The sequence below is a fragment of the Xylanibacter rodentium genome, from assembly GCF_013166575.1.
Lineage (GTDB): Bacteria > Bacteroidota > Bacteroidia > Bacteroidales > Bacteroidaceae > Prevotella > Prevotella rodentium.
Window position 1 is genome coordinate 1 of record NZ_JABKKE010000022.1, and the last position, 21,983, is coordinate 21,983.

Genomic DNA, 21,983 nt, shown 5'->3' on the forward strand with positions numbered 1-21,983 from the left:
CCGCTCATATAACGTTCATTTTTGAAATACAATATAAAAAGTCAATTATTTAAATATCATACAGTTATTGCTAAATTTAATGCTATTTTGATACTAAAAATGAACCACAAATTATGGGCACCCTACCCGCCACGCCTCTATCCGTTTCCGCAGTGTAAAATCGGCTATAAACTCAGTTTTTTGTAAAAATCACCGTTATAATCGCAAAAAATTGTACCTCGCTCCGGTTTTAAACTCAATTTTTTGTACGGTGATGCAATTTATGGGAATAAATTGCATCACCAACCATAACCAATTTCAGATAACATTGAAATTCTTTTTATATTCGTTCTGTATCAGCGGTGATAACAAATCTTTAAGTTCATCTAATGCATTGCAAGACTTTAATCTTAGGCTTGATTGTCCCCACCAACCGCTATATAGTCGTTTATAATAGCCCTCGATGCTTCTTCTCGGAAATTCCCCCACAAAACTATCAAATAAATTATTATAGGTTTTTACATGGTAGTTAGTAGGTTGAATGAAGTCATCCCACGTATCAAGCAATTCTGACTCAGGCTTTACATCAATAATTTCAATTTGGTCATAACGCCTAAACGTAGAAGAAAATGCTGTTTTCATGGCTTTTATGGCTTCAACATCAGTTTTTGGCGCACTATAACCAAATACCGTCAATATGCTGGCATTTTTAATTATTTCCAAAAAGCCATTCCAAGCGTTGCTTATATATGGATCTAAATTGTAATTTTTCTTTTTTACTGGAAATAAAAGTTTGGGGCGATGTAGTGATTTGTTATCGCATTTATAACAGTGTGAGTTTCTATATGCCTGTATCGCTCCACATTCACCACATATACCAACTCCTATATTTCCATGCAAAAACACTAATTGCGGTAAATCATTTGTAAAATGACAAACTCTGTTATATGCTTGAATTAGAAGGTCATCCCAATTAAACGTAAAAATGTAATCTTTTGACCTTAATGACAAAATCAAGTAATCATATATAGTAGGTTGGTCGGGCAATTCATACTGGGAAAACTTTTGTATTATTTTATTTTCCAATTCATCCTTCACCGATGAATATTCTGACATAGTATCCAACTCCGAGTAAATATCCTCCAAATTGGTACTTGTAGTTTTTAATTCTACGCCAGACAATATATGCGATAAATCCAATTCCTCAAGAAAATTATTCATAACGGAGCATTTCAACCCGTTCCTATCTCCATTAGGAATTGCCGCAATAGTCGCGCCCGCACCCAAAATAAACACATGAGGACGATTTAAGATAAAGTCATGTATGTACTTTTCAATTTCTGCTTTGTCTTCCATTTCGGTACAACCGATCTATTTAGTATCTACAATCTCAAACAATTTCGGCAATCTGCTATATGACTCTCCTTCCATACCTACTATATTAGCATTGGCTATTGCTTTATCAAGACGATTATCTGCAAGCAATTCCGATACCCATGCTTCTTTTGAAAGGAATGATTGGTGTTTACTGAAATTGGGCATATATCGGTGAAGGACATCAATCACATCATCCGATGTTGCGAAATATCGGTTGGTGTTCAGATAGTGCAAAAGAAACCAGAACTCAATTGACGGCATACTGTCACACAATATGACCACCGGATTGTCAGCATACTTACGCCTCATATCCTCAAACTTTGCTTTTTCTGCCGGTCGTGTACGGGTAACATCGGCATCAAAAACACATACGGCAATTCCATTGTCAGCAAGCACTCGTTCTATCTGCTTCTGCATTTCATCAAAAGTCTGTTCTGTGAAATTTCGCGGTTTGCAGACATAGTTATATCCACGCAGTCGTTTGAGGTGGGTGAAATAGTATCGCTCGGTCGCCCCTTCTCCGATAATTGTGATTGTCGGATTTTTGAGTTTACGCTCCTTTATTCTTCGTGCCATAACTTTACCTCTTACAATACATTCGGTAATGCGCCAAACTGACCGTTCATATATGCCCGATGGATTGACGACAACTTGTTAAGCCCTTTGAAATCAACGAGAGAAAACAGCGTAGTGTTACCGTCTTTGCCCTTTTCGGTAAACCATACGGAGTCCTTGCCAAACAAATCATCAATATCCTTCAATATCGGATCATAATGCGTCGATACAAGCAATTGCGATTGATTGTCCGGGGTATTTATGAATTTGGCGAGGATGTATTCCATCAGATTTGGGTGCATAGATGCCTCGATTTCATCAATGCACAAAAACGCTTGCCGTTTCAACTGTGTATATATAAGCGATTCAAGTTCGACCATACGTTTTGTTCCTGTACTCTGACAGTTCTCAGGCAAAACATAGCTTTCGCTCCCGGCTTCGCTTTTTACGGTATGACCGAACAATGCCGCCATTTTCTGAATTTTGATGTCGGAAATATTGAAATCAGCTTCCTGTGCGAACTGCATAAGGTTTTCCCGGAAATCTTCGCTGTCGGCAATCATCTTCTTAGCTCCCTGCGACAATGAGGATAGTGAACCGCTCTGCAATGGCAGCATACGGTTGTCAATCCAGCGGCGCATATTGTCAAGATAAGGCACGGCGATATTGACTTTCTTCAATACAGCAAGAACCGACATATTCCGCAGGCAGTTCATTGTCATAATATCTACTTCCGCCGGCGAAAGTTTGGCGACAGTTGGATTAAATATCAACTTTGATACCCCCTGCACGTCCTCACGGCAAAACACCTTTGTCGGGCGGTTTGTAAGATAGACAAACAATGCCTCCCGGCATACTTTTTCGGGATTTACCGTAAGCTGATACCAATAACGTATGCCATCCACATACAGCTTGATTTCAAACTCCGTGTCATACGACAGCGCGGACTTTCGCATAAGAAATGGCTGGACATTCGTGCCGTCATCATTCGTTGCCGGAATATTATTCCAAAAATCACGAAGGAACTCAACAGCATCCAAAAGGTTTGACTTGCCGCTGGCATTGGCTCCGAAAACAACTGCAAAACGGAGCAGTTGTACCCCGTCGGGCATCGTTACAACGCTGTTGTAACGGTCATCTCCTGAAGGCTCGAAACTTAGTTCAACCTCATCACGGAAGGACTTGAAGTTTTTTATTTTCAACTCTTGTATCATCGTAGGTGGATTTAATTTGACAAAGTTAGCCATTAAATGCGACACCACCAAAACAAAACGACGATATTTCAAATTTTAATTCCAAAATAAGAGCAAAAGCAGCCAAAAGAGAAATTAAAATTAAAATATAAGTTGATTTAGCAAGCAAAAGGGAGCCGAAAAACTCCGTAAATCCACAACCAAATTAGTGAGGGAGCAAGGATTAGCGAAAAATGGGGCAATAAATAAGGCTTATTTAACGCTCTTAATTGCCGAAAATCAGTGAATTATTACTACCTTTACATAGTAAACGAAGAAGAACATTGAAATATCGGGGTGCGCAAAAAGGGAGCATCACGATTTTTGGAGAGCTAAGTATTTGATAATCATATAGCATACGCCTGTGACATAAATACCAGGCGGATCACAGAGAAAAACGGCAAGATGCCGCAAATCGCTGAAACTAAGATAGTTTCAGCGATTTTTGTAATGCCTCTATCCGGCAAAATGACGCACATTGTAGGTCACCCGATAATTTTTTATGCACTGCACACTTGATTACTCCGGCTCAGCGGGCATTTGTTGAGAAATATGTTTTGCTCTTAATATCATAAACGAGACCATCGCGACAATTAAAGCAAAAACAGCAATTCCAATAAATGATATATTTAAACCATATTGTTTCCCAACGAATCCAATTATTACCGGACCGAGGAGTATCCCCGAATATCCGAAGGCATTAATAAAACTGATAATGTTATGTACAGCCATACCTTTAATGTGTGCCGCAAAGGAAACCAATTGAGGGACAACATTGGCGGCACCGCAACCGACCATCGCAAAGCCAACGACAGCAGCAATGGCACTATCAACCAATACTACAGTCATAAAACCGATAGCAATAAGCAAAGCTCCCCCGACCACAACAATTCTTTGTCCCAACCGATCTACCATTTTGTCTCCACAAAGTCTCATAATTGTCATTGTTATGGCAAAAGCTGTATAAAAAAATCCGGCCATAGACATTTCAATGCCACGCTCTTGACTAACAAATATTGCCGACCAGCCCATTACAGCGCCCTCCGAAGCATACATGACAAGGCACAACAATCCAACCACGACAACCATAGGAGGAATATATAATTTACCTTTCCTTGGTTTCTCAACAGGCGTGTCTGGCTCAAGTTCCTCTTTCGGTAACAAATCCTTGCATCCTAATACCAACGCAATAATTGTGACCACCATACAAATGATGACAGCCCATTTAGGTATGAGTCCCAAAGTAAACAGTACGCTCATTGTTCCGGCACCAATCAGTGTCCCCAACGAGTAGCCGCCATGAAAGCTTGACATAAAAAACCTGCCCGTCTTACGCTCTATGGCAATACCATTCACATTTGCCGCAACATCAATGGTTATGGTGCAACCTCCGAAAATCATAAGCATCACGCCTGTCAGCCATACATTTACAAGCAGGCTTATAGCTAATAATGCAAATGCCATCAGCAGTCCAGACACATAAATAACTTTCTTCGCGCCATAACGATTTACCAAAAAGCCGGAAAGCGGAAGAGCGCAAATAGAACCAAACCCACTACACAGCATAAGCAATCCAAGAGAACCCTCATCTATTGCAAAAGCGCTTTTGACATATGGTACAAGCGGTGCCCATGCAGCCTCAAGAACCCCTATTACCATAAAAGCGACCCGATTAGCGACAAGCAAATGCTTATGTTGGCTGTGAAGTATATTCATCTCAAGTTAATTTTAAACATCATATTGAGCAGGCAATCATTTTATTGATTGCCTGCTCGCTTTTCATTGGATTGCAGTTTATTGGTTTGCGGTCTGTTTGAAACCTGTGTCTTCTGCTGACCAAGACTTCCATTTGCACTCTCCGACTTCCATTTCAGAGAACTGTGCGGTGAATGAATGCTCAACCGGGCTTGCCGCATATATTCCGAACGAAATTTCTCCATCACCCTTGTCTAAATGAAATGTGCGCATCTGGTGGAAAGCGATACCGTCAGTGCTCGTTTCTATATAATAGTCACTTCCCCGGCGGCTAAGACGATACCACATTTCTCTTATGGAAGATGGAATGTCATGTGTGGCCCAGTCGGAATATCCGTTGTTTGTCACCACACTGCCCAGTCTTTGATATTCCTCATTCTCGTATTCAATTGACGCCTTCATCCAATTATCACTGTCAAGATAGATTGCAATACCGCACTGGTCAAACAAGGCAGAACTGTTGAACGATGTCTTTACGGTGAAAGAAAAGAACTTGTTAGAAGTTTTCATTTGCAGCACCGGAGCATTGTCATTGCTGAACCCATAATAGGTGCGCTGCCATAGGTCGGTGTGAGGCTCTGAAACGATTGTAATCAAAGAGTCCGTGATTGTATATTGTTTTGGTTGACGAATCCAAAACAAGTTTTCCGCCACAAATGGCTTTAAGATTGTGTCTTCTTTTTCCATATTCGATTTGTTTGTTGTTGCTGATTGTTGTCTCTGCCCATTTTGACATGATAACAGGGTGCATGCAAGTAGTGACAATGCTATGAAAATTTGATTTCTGTTCATTTGTTGAGATATTAAACCTGTTTATAAAGTCTGATTATAGTGTAATATAAAAATCTTATTCCTTGTTTAGTTTGCCTATGCGAAAATCGGGGACAGCCTCTTGCTTAAGCGATACTTCCGTGAAACAGCAGGTGTGTTCATCGTCTTTAGGACTTTGGGAACTCAGACCAAGAAGCAACTTCTCAGGAAAATCATTCTTGTAGAGGCGAGCCATATGCCATATTTTCCCATCTTCTGAAAAATAACTGCCAAGAGTGGTGCCATCGGAGGATAATCTCATATAAACATACGGACCGACAATTGCCTGATGATTATTGTCATCAGAGGTACCTATTGTGCGAACTGACACTACCCGATGGTCACCATATTCGTCCTGCTCGAAACATAGTTTTTGACAATGAGTGTCATTCTCGTATGCGTATAACACACCAGCCGAATATGTTCCGGTTTCAGTGAAGTCCGGCTGTACTTTAGCCGTAAAAGTGAAAGGCCTGGTATTGTCAATCTCTGTGAAAACGACCGCAGAACTATTAACGACGCTTCCGTCCGGTGAACGGAAATAATCAGTTTGTGGACCGGCTACAAACTTGATGGTGTCGCCCGCGAGTGTAATGCTTTTCTCTGCGCCGTTTTTAGACTTTGTAAAACGGATTCCGCCTACATTGATGTCACATGGAGCGAGTTCAACGGTTTCCGCCATAACTTTTTCGCCCAAACAGCCTGTCTTTTTCCCGGATTCTTTCTGAGTGCATCCAGTCATTGCAAGACTTGCAATGACTGCGATAAATACCATTTTTTTCATTGTGATATTGATTTGATTATTATTCATTTGCAACTTCCTTGTAAATTGTTTGTGGTTGCAAAATTAAATAGAATGCAGGATGTGCGCAATACTGATTTCTAACCAATTTTCGCATCAGTTAAATATAATTACTAACCAATAATAACTGGTGCAACACTTGTTTTTTAACCAATAATTAAGTGGACAAACCTATTAAATAAGGTTCATTCTTAATGCAATTTCTACTGCCGCTGCAGTATTTGCTACTTTTAATGCCGCCAAAATATCCTGACGATGACGATTGACAGTATAAATTGAGATGTTTAATTTATCAGCGATCTGTTTACTTGGCACTCCTTTTGCCATCAAGGACACAATTTCGAGTTGTCGGCGGCTAAGAATTTTATGGTCACTCACTTCGTATATGTCTCGTCCAACCGTCTCTCCTGTCAATAGATTGACAATGATTCCGTCTTGCCGGTTATGAGAAACGGGGTATGGAATGTAAGTGCATAGACCGAGTAAAACACTTCCGTTGGCACTACAGCCAAAATATCTCGTTGTATGGAGTATTTTGACTTTTTCATTGCCTCCGGTCCGATAAAAACTGAGGATGCATGAAGCTGAAAAATTTGTCTTTTCTTTTACTGAAAGTTCTTTTATGAAGTTAAAGAAACGAAGTTCCAGCACATGACGTTCAATAAGTTCGTCTTCTTTTGCATGACTGAATACTATGTCCTCAAAAGCTGAATTACGGTTTACCATATATTCAGGGAGATTCATTATAGTTTGACCGAATTTCCCAGAGAAAATATGGCATTCGTTGTTCTGAAAATCAGACACAACTGCTATACCTTCTGTTGCAAGCGCATAACCATTAGCACATGCTTTTGCTTTAGCAAGTAAAATGTCTCTATTATCCGAGGACTCAAACTGTTGTTCAGTCAAAAGCGATTTTAGTTCATGTTCTTGCTTCATTGTGAATTGAATTAGTTGTTATTCACCATTGCTGGGTTGTGCCATTTGACCTGGATTGCGGAACATCCCATCCCTCTCCATAAAAAACACTTCAAACAAAAAAATCCTGCCTCCAAAATCTTGGATTGCAGGATTAACCTTTTCCCTTTGTGGGCGCTGACGGATTCGAACCGCCGACCCTCTGCTTGTAAGGCAGATGCTCTAAACCAGCTGAGCTAAGCGCCCTTACTTCTTGTAAGCGATTGCAAAGGTAGTGCTTTTTTTTGTAACCGCAAACTTTTTTATTCATTATTTTACCGAATGATAAAAAATAATTCAAAAACAACTCAAATAACCGATTTTGAATCGTATCTTACATACAATATACATCTTAAAGATGAAGATTATCCTAAAAAGCATTTCCGTATCTCCTAAAAATAAAAAAACAATAACATAAATAAAAAAAGAGACTGCATTGTGAGATCATCACGACACAGTCTCCGTTATGTCAATTCTACATTCTGTTTTAATAGAATACCGATATCCTATTATTAGTTAGTGCCAATACCTCCGGAGTGTCCTGTAGTATCGTAAGTAACGTTAAGAACATCCACCCTAATGGCACCGTAAACAGTTGCTGTAAACTGTGTATTGCCTGACTTGTATGTTATAATTTTCTTGGTCTGGATGACACGGATACGAGCCGAGCCCTCGCCAGTAGAAGAAAGAGTTCCTGTCTTGGCTACATTCGTAAGTTTTGAACCGAACTGACTTATCAAGAATGTCTCTGCAATACCATTACGGTTTGAAGATACACCTGCCTTTGCCGTATAATTGAAAGCATTGCTGCCTGCATGTATCAGAATATCTCCATCAAAAAGAACTTCTTCCTGCTCTTCAATCTTGATTACACGAGCCATCAGCGAGAATGTCCAGTTTGAGAAGTGATCAACCTTAGCCGAAAGTGTATTTTGTCCGACACTAATGCTCTTAGCAGGATCGCCTTCTTTATCGTTAGTACACTCGAAACTCAAACCTTCAGCATTCTGAGCTGCAACAGATATTGTAACAGGCTCGTCAAATCTGGCACCATCGGGCTCGCAGACAGCAACAAGCACATCGTGAGGCTTGTCGTTTTCTACCTTATCCTCTGTAACTTTAGGCTCTTCAGTAACGGCAACTACATTATACACACCGATACCAAATTTAGCATCATCCGATACACTTTCGTTTGTTTGGGTTATACCTGCAGGGATAACAATCGAAGAGTTATTGTTACCGTTTACTTCTGTTTCGCTTGTACTGGCTTCTGCATCAGCAACAGAAGTATTGGAAGTAGGTTTCTTAATCAGAGTAACATCAAGTACAATGTTCTTGTTTTCACCAAGAACAACGTTGATTGTCTGTGCTACATAACTATCATCAGCAGAAACAACAAGTTCACCATTCTCTTTTGTAGTGAATGTCTTGTCAACAGGCTTACCGTTGTAAGTCAGTTTTGCATCAGCAGGGTTCGTCTTCACTGTAATTGTGTAAGTAGTCTCAGCAGAAGGAAGAGTTACTTCCGGTTTCTCGTCGAAAGTAGGATCACTAAAACAAGAACTGAGCAAACTTGTGCTTGCTGCAATCGTAAGGATTCCTAAAAGGAACTTGATTTTTTTCATAACCTTTTTTTATTTTAAAAATTAATACTAAGAATTCTTTATATTCAGTCATCTTGATATACCATTCAGGTATCGCTGCAGATTCTGCTCTATGTATTCGGCCTGAAAATATCGTGCCGAACGGTTTTCGTCTGCGCGGACAGTATATTCACGCCCCATATTTTCATTGGCATACCTGTAGTTCGAAACCATACTGTATTCCCAATTGAAATATTCCGGCATCCTCAAACGTATTCTCCCGTTGCGCTTCTGCCGTTTGCCCATCATCGGAATTGCAAAATGGAATCCGGCATTGTGCTCTCCATCTGTCAGAACACCATATACACCTATTGCATAGTCACCGAAATGACGTGTCACGTCCATCCGTCCTCCATAGTCACCATAAACGAACCTGCCGGCCGTAAGCTGTACTTGCAAGCGAGAGAATCTCTCATAATAATCAGCTTTTGCCAAAAACGTGAGTTTGTCAGGCTTGACGAAATGATAGCCTTTGTTGTCCACATAAGCCTCGCCCAAGTATCCCACCTTAAGTTTCAGTCCCAATGCGTCTGTCAGTTGACGACCGGCCTCGACATTCGCTCCCATGAAGTTAGAGTATAGGATTCCAGCCGCAGCCTTCAGACTCCAGCGTCCTCCTTTCATAAATTCCTGCTCAATATCGGCTATACCGATACGGCAATATCTCAACGTGTTGTCCTTCCGCAGATTACCGCCTATCAGCGGTATCACCGGTTGGACCGTTATCCTGCTACCACGCCATAAGGTCGTTTCTATCGACGGTGCTATGGCTACCGCATATTCGTATAGCACATCAAAACGATGGTTGTCAATGGACACCTTAGGGTGGAAGGTCACATCTATTTTACCAAACGAATTGCCGTTTTCATCCGTATTGTCAAGGATAGCCATTGCATTCTCCACCTCATAGTCAGCCTCCAAAGACCACCTTGAATCTACATGGCTTGCATGTACACATACCTTAGGCACTTTTGAATCGAGTACCACTATTTCAAATCTCTCCGCATCGAGATAATATTGCGACAACTGTTCGAGCATGATGCCAAACCCGCGATATGTTCCACGGTAAACAGGATCTTCAAAAGCGGCATAGACCACATTGTCTTCCACGCCTACCCTTACATTCTCAAATCCCATGTCCACAAGTCGCGACATGATGTCAACATCCGACTTGGCCATGCAGAGAAATGTCTTCAACAGCAAAAGAACCAATATGCAATATCTCTTCATCTTCATATAATGTCAATATTTAATTGTATAAAGATAGCTGAGACCTCCACACACTCCCTCAAAATCGCGTGTAAGACACATTGCTCTAAGATGTCGGAAAAGCACGACCGATGCCCCGACATTGATTCCTCTGGTATCGTATTCTGCCATTATCTTCAGATTGTCAAAAGATATCGGCGAGACAGAAATGCCTCCAAAGACTCCATCATACGTAACACCGTCATCTATAGGATGTGCATAACCCAACGTTGCTCCTACGTTCACCATGCCGCCCAAACGGACATTCTTGGTAATCACTCCGTATACTGCAGCATATTCACTGTTGCCGTGATCGGAATATATATCATTTACTCCTACCACAACACTCGGCCACCATTTACCATCCTTCTCTCTCACAGGCCGCAAACGAAGTGTTGTAGAACGGTCTTGTTGGTAATATCCCATTTTGGGGTTGGTGGCACTTTTTCTTGTTTTCCGCAATGTCTCACGAAAAGTTAGTTCGACAAAAGAAAAAGGTGTAAAATTTATATAATAAAGTCCGGTATAGTAGTCATATACGTCTACCATCATCCTCTTCTGAAGAAGATTCATCCCTCCTTCAAAAGTTCCTTCCGGATTCATTTCCGCAGACGGTATGTTCATTAGTCCTTGTGTTCCTATCAACTGCTGAGACATTACGGGTAATTGAAATACCCAAACAGTCCACAAAACAATAAACCACCGGTTACGGACAAATTTTGTCATAACCTCTTTCAACATGTAATTTCTCATTACAAACGGAGCAGACATCAAAATATCTTACTCCTACTTAATTCATATTGCCGTTGCAAAATTACACAATTAAATCCGAATATATTCCATTAGACATTGTCTTTTTTTATCCTTTCAAAAAAATATCCGCAATTAGCTATATTTTACAAACAATTTGGACAATGCGTAAGAAAAAGACCGGTACGGACAACATCCGCACCGGTCAAAATTATTTTTATTTTTATATGTATACAATATTACTTCACAACAACAGTAGCACGGCGGTTGTAAGAAATCGGTGACAAGGTGTTAACACCACCTGCAGCAACAATCTCAATGTTATCGCGGTTCACACCCATCTTAACCAATTCATCAGCAACGGTCTCAGCACGCTTCTTGCTGAGTTTCTGGTTGAATGCAGCACTACCGGTTCTGCTATCGGCATAACCTGTAACAACAATCTTAGAGTTGTTGTCCTTGGCAAGTTCAACGAGATCCTTAACATTCTGAAGATCCTTTCTTGAAGCAATCTTAGACTTACCTATGTTGAAGAATACAGATACCGGAGCAGCTGCAATTTCCTTAACGACCTTAGTAACTTCTGTCGGTTTCTGATTAGCCAGCATATCCTTCAACTTGGCATTTTCAGCCTGAGAATCTGCAAGCTGTGCGTTAAGGGCGTCAATCTGGCTCTGTGACAGAGCTTTCAATGCCTCTACATCAGGAGTCTTGCTGAAACGTGTCTTACCGATGTTGTAAGTCAAACCTACCTCGACATTGAACATCTGGTCACGGCTGGCAAGTCCCTTCTTGTTCTCACCCTTGGCACCGTTGTTAACGCCGTCCATGCTTGTCTCCCAAACACCGTAGTTCACGTCAAGGTTAACAGCAAAACGATCGCTAAGACGGAATGTGTTGAGGATACCACCATTCAGACCCATGGCATAAGTATTTCCACTCATATTACGGCCCACACCGGCACCTATGTAAGGAATGAAGTTCCAAACACGCTTCTCATTGTATCCATAGAGCATGTTGCTCAGATTGAAAAGAGCCTGCTCGCTCAATGTCCAATACTTGTTGCCGTTATCCTCTTTATCGACTGCAACACCCTCTTTTTCAGCCATTACAGTACGACCCCATACACCATTGAACTTCGTACGGAGACCGAGTCCGGGAGTAAACCACTTACCGAGAGCTACAGAAAAACCGAGATTGTTGCGGAAACCTTTGAACGGACTCTTGTCAAGATCCCAACCACGCTCCTGATTGCTATAGAAAGCAGTACCTACTACGTTTGCCTGAACAAACCAATTGCTCCAGAATGAATTTGTAGCAACGCTATACTTCATTTCCGGTACAGCAGTCTCAGTGTTCTGAGCCATTGAAGCCACAGAAATGCCGGCAAAAGCCAGCCCCATTAATAACTTTTTCATACCTATACTAAATTATACATTAAACAATATGCACTTTTGGTTGTGCAAAAGTAAATAATTATTTTTGAATAACCAATTAAATAACAAGGAAAATCATTTTAAGTCACAATAAAAAATCATAAAAGACCATTTTATATAATATGTGCATATTTTTTTTGAATATCATTCGACAATTTAGAATGTTAAAGACGACACCAACACAAAGGATTCCGGTGTTCATGTCTTGAAATAATATATAAGTTGGTCAACAAAATTAAACTACATAATAGTCCGGATATAGGATGGATGCGCCTTGAAAAGGCAGCAAGCACATAACCCGGGGCTGAGCGCAGCGGCACCCCGGGTATCATGTTCAATTATCCTATTCGTCTTGAAAGGGCAAAAGCATTAATTATCAGATAATTACATTTTTCATATCCCATATGTTTTTATGCTTTTGCCCTTGCAGGGCGCAGGGATTGTCGATGTCGATTCCCGGGGTGCCGCTGCGCTCTGCCCCGGGCTATGTGCTTGTTGCCCCGTTGGGGCGCGTTCTGTCAGGGAGCTTTCTGTCAGGGTACGTTCTGTCCAGAGGATGATATAGTTTAATTTTATTGACTAACTTCTTTTTATTTCCAAGCAAACCATATGAAACTCTAAAAACTTGCGACACCTTATCCCCATAAAGCCCTAAAAACTACCCTAAAAGCTTCTCAATATCACGCTGAGGGAGTATACATATGATAGATTTGCCATCAGGGGTATAATTAACATTCGAGCATGCAAACAATTCGTTGACAATGCTCTCCATCTCCACATTGCCGAGCACCTGTCCATGCGGAATAGCCGCAGTGCGTGCAATGCACAAAGCCAGCGACTTGTTTATCTCTTCAAGTGAAGTGCTTCCGCTGTCCACCGCATCACTAACCATATTATGAAGCAACGCCACGTAGTCCAATCCCTCTATACCGGTAGGAATGCCGTTGACGGCATAACTGTTGCCTCCAAGGTCGGTAAGTTCAAATCCGATATTGGCAAGTTCCGGAATAATCTTATCAAGTACAATCCTTTCCGACGGCGAGAACTGCACCACTTCTGGAAACAAGACCCTTTGGGTGCTTGACGCACACGACTCCATTCTGGCCAGACAGCGTTCGTAACGTATACGCATATCTGCACGTTGCTGGTCTATAATCATCAATCCCGACTTCACGGCTGTCATGATGAAACGTCCCTTATACTGATAATGAACCGGCGATTTCTCAGCTATCAAATCATTGGCGTATTTATCGGCCGGCAAACCATATTGTAACGGTTCTGTCGGCATACCGGCCGGCAACTCGTCATATCCTACATCAGTCAAAGGTTCACCGTTACCGTCATCGCCTGTATACAATCCGCCGAAGATGACATTTCCGTCATCGGAATTCATCCCTTCCGATTCGTTTTCCAGACCGGAATATCTACTGCCGACAGCCTCTGCCCCAAACAAGTCTATATCCTTTGGCGGTTCCTTACTGAGTCTTTCGTACATATCGTCGTTCCAACTCTTAGACGACTCTCCCCGTACGGAAACACGTGTCTGAAAAGGATTGTAAGACGAATTGTATTCCGGAGACGGCGGTTCGACGTCCTTTGTCGGGTCATATACAGGAATCTCCGGTTTGCCTTCCGTATCAAAATCAATCGACGGCACTTCGCAGAATTTTCCTATAGAATCCTTCACTGCAGCAGTGATAATCTGCCATACGGCCTGCTCGTTCTCAAATTTGATTTCCGTCTTTGTGGGATGTATATTTACGTCGATATCGGCAGGATCAACGTCAAGATAAATAAAATACGGCACTTGCGTACCGGCAGGAGTCAGACGGTCAAAAGCGTTCATCACAGCCTTGTGAAAATAGGCATGCTTCATATATCTGCCATTTACAAAGAAATACTCGTGGGCACCCTTCTTGCGGGCAGATTCCGGTTTACCCACATATCCGCTGATACGGCATATTGCCGTGTCCACACCTACGGGTAATATGCTATGCCCGAAACGTTTGCCGAAGACGTCTATGATTCTCTGACGCAGACTGCCGGCACGCAGGTTGAGCACCTCATTTCCGTTACTGTGCAGAGAGAAGCTGATTTCAGGATATACCAATACGATACGTTCAAAGGCCGTCATGATGTTGTTGAGCTCCGTAGCGTTGGTTTTTAGAAACTTACGGCGTGCGGGCACATTAAAAAAGATATTCTCCACAAGAAAATTACACCCTACAGCACATGATACCGGCTCCTGCCCTGTCACCTTCGATCCCGAGATGGATATATGCGTACCTACCTCGTCACTCTCCATCCTTGTCTTCAACTCTACCTGAGCCACCGCTGCAATAGAAGCAAGAGCCTCGCCGCGAAATCCCATGGTATGCAGGGCGAACAAATCGTCGGCCTTGCGTATCTTCGACGTGGCATGACGCTCAAAAGCCAGGCGCGCGTCGGTCTCCGACATGCCTTTGCCGTCGTCTATAACCTGAATAGATGTACGCCCGGCATCCACCACAAGCACGCGGATAGTATGTGCACCGGCATCAATGGCATTCTCCACAAGTTCCTTAACGACCGATGCCGGACGCTGTATCACTTCACCGGCAGCAATCTGATTGGCCACCGAATCCGGCAGCAGTTGTATAACATCACTCATTGTCGAATCTTTTTTATTTCACATAAACAAATCCCCCGTAATCAGCCAATGCATCAACAGCAACATAGCCGCTATAAGAACAATAAGAACAATGTTGTTCTTCCGGCCTTCACGCTCCTTGATGCGACGCAAATGTCCGGTGCTTCCGGCAAACACACCACGCAGCCTGTCCCTGTCCGCAACATCCGGCCGAGACATACCGAGTTCACGCATGGCACGCTCCTCCAGGGCCTTCAACCTTTCCTTACGTTCATCAGAATATATCATCACATGATGATACCCCCTTGGACGTCTGTTACAGAATATCCCCATCGGCAGCGGTCTGTTCGGATTTGTTTGCAGGAGTTTCATCTTGTTCCGCCGGTTCTGACACAGCCGTGCCTGCCCCGGCCGGCTCTTTATCCGCAGCACTGCCATTGTCCCCAAATCTCCTCAGCGGTGCCTCACGGCGTTTTTCCTCTTTCAGTTCCGTGCCGGCTTTCTTTCCGCGCCAGTTGAATATATCATTCTTGTCAATCGGACGAATATAATCAAACCACGCATAGTTCGGCAGAAATTTCCTTTCGGGAGGAATCTGCGACATAGGATACAGAGTTCCCTCGGCCTTTGGCATCCAGATACGCTTCATCTTACGGTTCTCAAGAAACATCCTCAGTTTGCTGGTCTCCGTATAATTAAGTCCTATAAGCATACTGTCGCTCTCGTCGACCGGATAATACACTATCAGCACATTATCGTCAGCCTCTGCCTCATATATCTCTCCGTTTCTGAAAAAGGCAAACATCTCTCTCGACGCTACCTGATTATAATGTACCGAGTCAGGCATCTGCTCCACAGAAAGCGCCTGTCCTATAACGTGGGCACGGTCTATCGTAGAATCACGCATATACACCTTTATCACCTCGCCAAGCAGCTGCTGGCTGAGATTCCATACAATGGGGTCGCGATACATCGTAAGACACGAGTCCTGGCTGTTGAACACCATTGAGTCGCACACAGCCTGCACGTCGGTACGGTACGCCCGCACCTTGTTGTAGGCATGAATCTTGCGGTATACGGAATCGGTATTGATGTTGAACGTATAAATCTTGAATGTGTCGGCGTGCATATACAACGTGTCCGCCTGCGAGAAATCCATAGCCACGGCCCGCTTGGTCGACATGCCGTAACCCGTCTGTTCATTATAGAAACAATAATCACCTGTGAGTCTGTTACGGTTTACCGTATCTGTATACACTACATTTCCAAAAGCCTCGCTCGTGCCGTTCACCTTGTCGTAATACACGCTGTCCCCGATGATTACCTTTCCTCCGTCGCGCACCACCGACCGCCCGTACAGTTCGGCCTGTTCGCTCTTCGTGTTGTAATATCCGTCCTCGGTATATATACGGCTGCTGCCCGACACCACCTCCGACGGGCCAAGCACATGAGCCCTTGAAATGTTCATGTCGTAATAAAGAGTATCAGACGTAAGCACATAGTCCTTACCGCGCAACTTCACACTATAGTTGAACAATGCCATCTTCGTACCTGTATTATATTCTCCCCAGTCGGATGTAAGAACACTGCCGTTGTCCACGAGTTTCCCCCCCTCGAAGAAATAGCCTATGCCATATAGCCTGTCAAAATTAAGACTATCCGTATAGAGCGTAGACTCCCGGTTTTTCAACACCACATTGTAACGTGCCTGACACATCTGCTCGTTGCCGTCATAGTAAGCATAGTCACTGAAGAGTGACAGAGTGTCCCCTTGATACATCTTCACATTGTTGAAAGCCTCGAACGAGTTTGTATTCTCGTAAAAATGGGCACTGTCACAATATAGTATGGCTCCCTGATGACGGAATGACACGTTTCCGTTCAGAATCTGTGCGTCAGGGTTGATATACTTGTTGTAGCTCAATTCGTCCGAATGCAGCAGATAAACCCTGTTGTCTTCATATTTGGGTGCGGGGGGGGGGCCGGTGCGCTTTTTCCTAACCGGCTGCCCAGACCAGACCGTACATAGTCCAAACAGGCACAGAATCACTACAAGAATGACTCTATGCCCGCAGAACAAATAATTTGTCATTATTTTCAATATCATCTGATCCAACCTTGATATTCAAAATCGCAGTTCTTGTACTTGTCGTTGATACGCACATATGTAGACTTTATCTTGTCGACCACCCACTCGTGCAGAACTTCTTCCCTACGCTTGTTGAGCACAACATCCTTCATGACCTGAAAATCCTCGGTTATCGTAGCCTTGTGCCCGTTAACCCGGTTTTTCAACTTCACTATCGCACACACAGTCTTTCCCTTGCCGTCTATCATCTCAAACGGAGCCGACACATCGCCTATCTCCATTTTTTCGACGGCTCGCGCCACCTCCGAAGGCAAATCCTGCATTCTGAATTTTGACGTCCGTGCTCCATCCATCACATTGGCCATCAGACCATAATTGTTGCGCGTGTCCTTGTCGTCGGATATGACCGAAGCACCGGCCTCAAACGTAAACTTACCGTCTACAATGTCGGTACGGATCGAGTCAAGACGCTCCATTGCCTTTGTCATGGCATCAGACGACACTTGAGGCTTGCGCAGAATGTGGCGCACCTTAACCTTGTCACCACGCTTGTCTATCAACTGTATTATGTGATAACCGAACTCCGACTCGACAATCTTCGACACCGTCTTCGGATCTGTAAGGTTGAAAGCCACTGCTGCAAAGGCCGGATCAAGCATACCGCGGCCGGTATAGTCCAATTCACCGCCACGGCGTGCCGTACCGGGATCTTCCGAATACAATCGGGCAAGCGTGGCAAACGAAGCCTCGCCCTTGTTCACACGGTCTGTATATTCACGCAGTTCGTCTTTCACACGGTTTATTTCCTCAGGCTCTATCCTCGGCATCTGCGTGAGTATCTGCACCTCTACCTCTGTCGGGACAAAGGGAATGCTGTCGGCAGGCAGATCCTTGAAATAGCGGCGCACCTCGGCCGGCGACACCGTAATGTCCTTCACCAGCTGTTCCCGCATCTTCTGCATTGTCTTCCGGTCGCGCAGAGCGTCACGCAACTCATTGCGCAACTGGCTGATAGTAGCTTTCTTGTATTCCTCCAGTTTCTCACGGGAGCCTGCCAGATTGGTCCAATAGTCAAGATACTGCTCCACGTCAGCCGAGATCTCCGCATCAGTCACTTCGATACTGTCTATCGCAGCCTGATGCAAATACAGTTTCTGAACGGCCAACTGTTCGGGAATAGCACAATCGGGATCACCCTTCCAGCGCGTCCCCTCTTCTTCCGCCTGCTTTCTCATTGCCTCCACGTCCGACTTCAATATAGCTTCGTCTCCTACCACCCATATCACTTCGTCCACTACACTCTTTCCGCCTTCCACAGCAATGCTGTCGACCGGCAGTCCCGTGGCCATGAGATTTGTGAATGCCGTCGTCAGCAACGCAAGCATCCCCATGCGTATCTTGCAAGTCATACCCATTCTGCCTTATTTGTTTTTATTTACAGTCTTCAATACTTCGGTGTCCACTTCAACGGCATACTTCTTGCGCAACGCAGCCACCCATTCCTTCTCAAGCATCTCCTGATAGTCGGCCGTCACCAGTCCGCGCACATCGGTGTAGTCCTCCGGTCCCTTTTTCAACACTTTTCCGAAAACAGCGTCGATAGGATAGTCTTTCATCGGCACCACCGTAGTGTCGGCCTTGAACACCTCCCGATCCACAAGGGCGTTGTCACCTTTCTTGAATATGCCTTTTTCCACGCGTATGCGGATTATGGAGTCGTTGTTGAACGTTTTCCGCAGAGCGTCAGCCCATTCTCCGAATGCCAGTTTTTTCACACAGTTCTTCACTGCCTTTACATCGCCCTTTGTCTTCACATGATAAGCCATTCCCTTGAAACGAGGCTCATCCCAGGCATACTTTTTCCTGTTCTTCGCAAAGAAAGCAGCCAAAGCAGCATCGTCTTTCGACGCCTTATCCCACACCTCACGGTTACTTATCTCGTAGAGCAACAACCCGTCATGATATTCACGTATCAGGTGTTTCATCTCGCTGTCAACAGCCTGAAGCGAGTCAGAGCGATGGTTCATGAAATCCTCTTTCGACACACCATCTGCCGCAGCCAGTACGTCAATCTTGCGATCGATGATCTGCTCACGAAGATTGCGCTGCTCGATGTAGCGCAGTATATTGGCTTTCAGCGAGTCAAACGGTTCCAGCTGTTTACGTTCGTTCATCAGCACGATATGATATCCTGCAGGCGATATGAACGGCTCGCTCATCTCTCCCGGCTGCAGGGCATATGCCTTGTCCTCAAACTCTTTCAGGGTCTGACCCGGACTTATCCATGGCAGCATGCCGCCCATACGTGCCGAACCGTAATCCTGAGAGACAGCCTTCGCCAACTCGGCAAAGTCAGCTCCCGCCTTCAGCGCACCATATATTGAATCTATGCGCACCTTTGCCTTGTCTATCTCTTCCTGAGGGGCTTTCTGGACCAGACGCAGAAAGATGTGCGAAGGGTGTATCAGTCCGCGCTCACCTATACCGGCCTTGGTTGTCTCATATATATTGCGGGCTTCCTGCTCCACATCGGCATCGGTGATTATCGTAGGACGTATCTGTTGGTCACGATACTGCGCAAACTCTTTCTTGAACGAAGTCAGTGTGTCAAGACGTGCGTCAAGAGCGGCAGCCACTTTTAACTTGTAGTTGACAAACAGTTCCACATACTCGTCTATTGTCTTCTTGTCTATCACACCCTCGGTGTTGTTCTTGTTGTAGGAATACTCAAATTCCGAACGCGAAACGGGCTGACCGTTGATGGTCATCACGGTGGGATCGTCCTGAGCGCAAACAAAGCCCGACACCATCAGCATCGCGGCAAGCAGATATGTCTTTTTCATTCGAACCTTTTTAGTTGTTTTTTATTGTAAATAATAGAAAGACGTGTGCGGTAAGACTCCGTTTTTGACGACGGAGTCTGCCGCACATTCTTCTTTGTATTCTTGCATTATCAGTCGTTGGGACGCGAATAATTGGGTGCCTCACTCGTAATCGATATGTCATGCGGATGACTCTCCATCACACCGGCATTTGTAATGCGGGTGAACTTTGCATCATGCAGATTCCCTATGGTCTTTGCACCGCAGTATCCCATACCCGAACGCAGGCCGCCCACCATCTGGTATATCACCTCCTGGACAGTACCTTTGTAAGGCACACGACCGGCGATGCCCTCAGGCACGAGCTTCTTCACTTCTGTCGTATCGCCCTGGAAGTAGCGGTCCTTCGAACCGTTCTTCTGTTCCATGGCCTCCAACGAACCCATTCCACGATAGCTCTTGAACTTACGGCCGTTGAAGATAATCGTCTCTCCCGGGCTTTCCTCCGTACCGGCCACAAGCGAGCCTATCATCACCGAGCTTCCTCCGGCGGCGAGAGCCTTGACCACATCGCCCGAGTAGCGCAGGCCGCCATCGGCTATCAGGGGGACATCGGTATCACGAAGTGCATTATACACATCGTAAACGGCGCTCAACTGGGGAACACCGACACCGGCTACCACACGTGTGGTGCAGATCGAACCAGGGCCTATACCCACCTTTACGGCGTCGGCACCGTTATCCGCCAACAGCCTGGCAGCAGCGCCTGTAGCCACATTACCCACAACGATGTCTACGCCAGGGAATGAGGCCTTGGCCTCGACCAGCTTCTCGATAACATATTTCGAATGTCCGTGAGCCGTATCTATAACGATGGCATCGGCACCGGCATCGACCAATGCCTGCATGCGCACCAGTGTATCGGCCGTGACCCCCACTCCGGCTGCCACGCGCAGACGCCCCTTGCTGTCCTTGCAAGCCATGGGTTTGTCCTTAGCCTTGGTTATATCCTTATATGTAATAAGACCGACGAGGCGGCCTTCCTTGTCCACCACGGGCAATTTCTCAATCTTGTTTTCCTGCAATATCTGGGCGGCGGCGGCCAAATCGGTCTGCTGGTCGGTGGTGACAAGGTTCTCCTTTGTCATCACCTCGTCAACGGTCTTGTCCAAATGACGCTCGAAACGCAAATCGCGGTTGGTTACGATACCTACCAGATGATTGGCTTCGTCAACCACGGGTATACCACCGATATGGTATTCTGCCATCATGGCGAGAGCATCTTTCACTGTCGAACCGCGACGTATGGTCACAGGATCGTAAATCATACCGTTCTCCGCACGCTTCACAATAGCTACCTGACGGGCCTGATCTTCTATCGACATGCTCTTATGAATCACACCTATACCTCCCTCACGGGCTATGGCGATGGCCATGCGCGATTCCGTAACGGTATCCATTGCCGCCGTAACAAAAGGTATGTTCAAGTCGATATTACGAGAGAACTTTGTTCTTAACTCGACTGTCTTGGGCAACACTTCTGAGTAAGCGGGGATTAAAAGGACGTCATCATACGTTAAGCCGTCCATTACGATTTTATCTGCAATAAAAGATGACATATAAATGATACTTTAAAAATTATTGCGTGCAAATTTAGCACAAAAAATCCACATAAATATCAATTTCCATCAATTTCTTTGTTAATTAATGTAAGTTAACGCTAACTCCGAACTTGTTTTCATGAATACTTTCAAACGGTAAGTCAGTCAAATGAAACCATAGATTTTCCAATTACGCAAAGGGATAACCGCAGGAAGCCGCGGCAACTTGAAAATATATTTACTTTAACGTATGTTAAGCAGCCTCCAAAGAGCAAAATCCGACATAGGCCCCAAATAC

The 21,983-nt window shown here is 44.4% G+C and carries 17 protein-coding genes and 1 tRNA gene; all 18 read right to left on the reverse strand.

Annotated elements, in window-relative coordinates; translation table 11 throughout:
* Window positions 1-297: 297 nt before the first annotated feature.
* Window positions 298-1,335: an SIR2 family protein gene (locus HPS55_RS11520; protein ID WP_172178306.1), complete on the reverse strand. Its 1,038-nt coding sequence runs from the start codon at window positions 1,333-1,335 to the stop codon at window positions 298-300.
* Between the two features lie 15 nt (window positions 1,336-1,350).
* On the reverse strand, window positions 1,351-1,932 hold the full coding sequence (locus HPS55_RS11525; RefSeq protein WP_172178308.1) for an RloB family protein: 582 nt from the start codon (window positions 1,930-1,932) through the stop codon (window positions 1,351-1,353).
* An 11-nt stretch (window positions 1,933-1,943) separates the two neighbouring features.
* Window positions 1,944-3,125 (reverse strand): AAA family ATPase, encoded by a 1,182-nt coding sequence (locus HPS55_RS11530; RefSeq protein WP_172178310.1) that lies wholly within the window; start codon window positions 3,123-3,125, stop codon window positions 1,944-1,946.
* 537 nt (window positions 3,126-3,662) lie between these two features.
* Window positions 3,663-4,859 (reverse strand): MFS transporter, encoded by a 1,197-nt coding sequence (locus HPS55_RS11535; protein ID WP_172178312.1) that lies wholly within the window; start codon window positions 4,857-4,859, stop codon window positions 3,663-3,665.
* 78 nt (window positions 4,860-4,937) lie between these two features.
* Window positions 4,938-5,585, reverse strand: a complete 648-nt coding sequence (locus HPS55_RS11540) for a DUF1349 domain-containing protein (RefSeq protein ID WP_172178314.1) — start codon at window positions 5,583-5,585, stop codon at window positions 4,938-4,940.
* Between the two features lie 160 nt (window positions 5,586-5,745).
* Window positions 5,746-6,519, reverse strand: coding sequence for a DUF1349 domain-containing protein (locus HPS55_RS11545; RefSeq protein ID WP_253945881.1), 774 nt, complete (start codon window positions 6,517-6,519; stop codon window positions 5,746-5,748).
* 165 nt (window positions 6,520-6,684) lie between these two features.
* A complete protein-coding gene (locus HPS55_RS11550) occupies window positions 6,685-7,449 on the reverse strand; it encodes a response regulator transcription factor (protein WP_172178316.1) in 765 nt (254 codons plus the stop codon).
* Window positions 7,450-7,599: 150 nt separating this feature from the next.
* Window positions 7,600-7,674 (reverse strand) — tRNA-Val (locus tag HPS55_RS11555).
* Between the two features lie 305 nt (window positions 7,675-7,979).
* Window positions 7,980-9,092, reverse strand: coding sequence for a hypothetical protein (locus HPS55_RS11560; RefSeq protein ID WP_172324973.1), 1,113 nt, complete (start codon window positions 9,090-9,092; stop codon window positions 7,980-7,982).
* A 48-nt stretch (window positions 9,093-9,140) separates the two neighbouring features.
* A complete protein-coding gene (locus HPS55_RS11565) occupies window positions 9,141-10,346 on the reverse strand; it encodes a YjbH domain-containing protein (protein ID WP_172178320.1) in 1,206 nt (401 codons plus the stop codon).
* Window positions 10,347-10,352: 6 nt separating this feature from the next.
* The gene (locus tag HPS55_RS11570) at window positions 10,353-11,015 is read right to left on the reverse strand and encodes a YjbH domain-containing protein (protein ID WP_172178322.1); all 663 of its coding nucleotides are present in this window, start codon (window positions 11,013-11,015) and stop codon (window positions 10,353-10,355) included.
* 332 nt (window positions 11,016-11,347) lie between these two features.
* Window positions 11,348-12,526, reverse strand: coding sequence for an OmpA family protein (locus HPS55_RS11575; RefSeq protein WP_172178324.1), 1,179 nt, complete (start codon window positions 12,524-12,526; stop codon window positions 11,348-11,350).
* Between the two features lie 676 nt (window positions 12,527-13,202).
* Window positions 13,203-15,194, reverse strand: coding sequence for a DNA mismatch repair endonuclease MutL (mutL, locus tag HPS55_RS11580; RefSeq protein ID WP_172178326.1), 1,992 nt, complete (start codon window positions 15,192-15,194; stop codon window positions 13,203-13,205).
* An 18-nt stretch (window positions 15,195-15,212) separates the two neighbouring features.
* Entirely contained in the window at window positions 15,213-15,461 is a 249-nt protein-coding gene (locus HPS55_RS11585; RefSeq protein ID WP_253945882.1) for a hypothetical protein, read from the reverse strand.
* 28 nt (window positions 15,462-15,489) lie between these two features.
* Entirely contained in the window at window positions 15,490-17,280 is a 1,791-nt protein-coding gene (locus tag HPS55_RS11590; protein WP_172178330.1) for an OstA-like protein, read from the reverse strand.
* Window positions 17,277-18,611, reverse strand: a complete 1,335-nt coding sequence (locus HPS55_RS11595; RefSeq protein ID WP_253945884.1) for a peptidylprolyl isomerase — start codon at window positions 18,609-18,611, stop codon at window positions 17,277-17,279. The genes HPS55_RS11590 and HPS55_RS11595 overlap by 4 nt, the downstream gene beginning before the upstream one ends.
* A 72-nt stretch (window positions 18,612-18,683) precedes the next feature.
* Window positions 18,684-20,105 carry a peptidylprolyl isomerase gene (locus HPS55_RS11600; RefSeq protein ID WP_172178332.1) on the reverse strand — a complete coding sequence of 474 codons (1,422 nt, stop codon included), beginning with the start codon at window positions 20,103-20,105 and terminating at the stop codon, window positions 18,684-18,686.
* Between the two features lie 110 nt (window positions 20,106-20,215).
* Complete coding sequence (gene guaB, locus HPS55_RS11605; RefSeq protein ID WP_172178333.1) at window positions 20,216-21,703, reverse strand: IMP dehydrogenase; 1,488 nt, start codon at window positions 21,701-21,703, stop codon at window positions 20,216-20,218.
* Window positions 21,704-21,983: the final 280 nt, after the last annotated feature.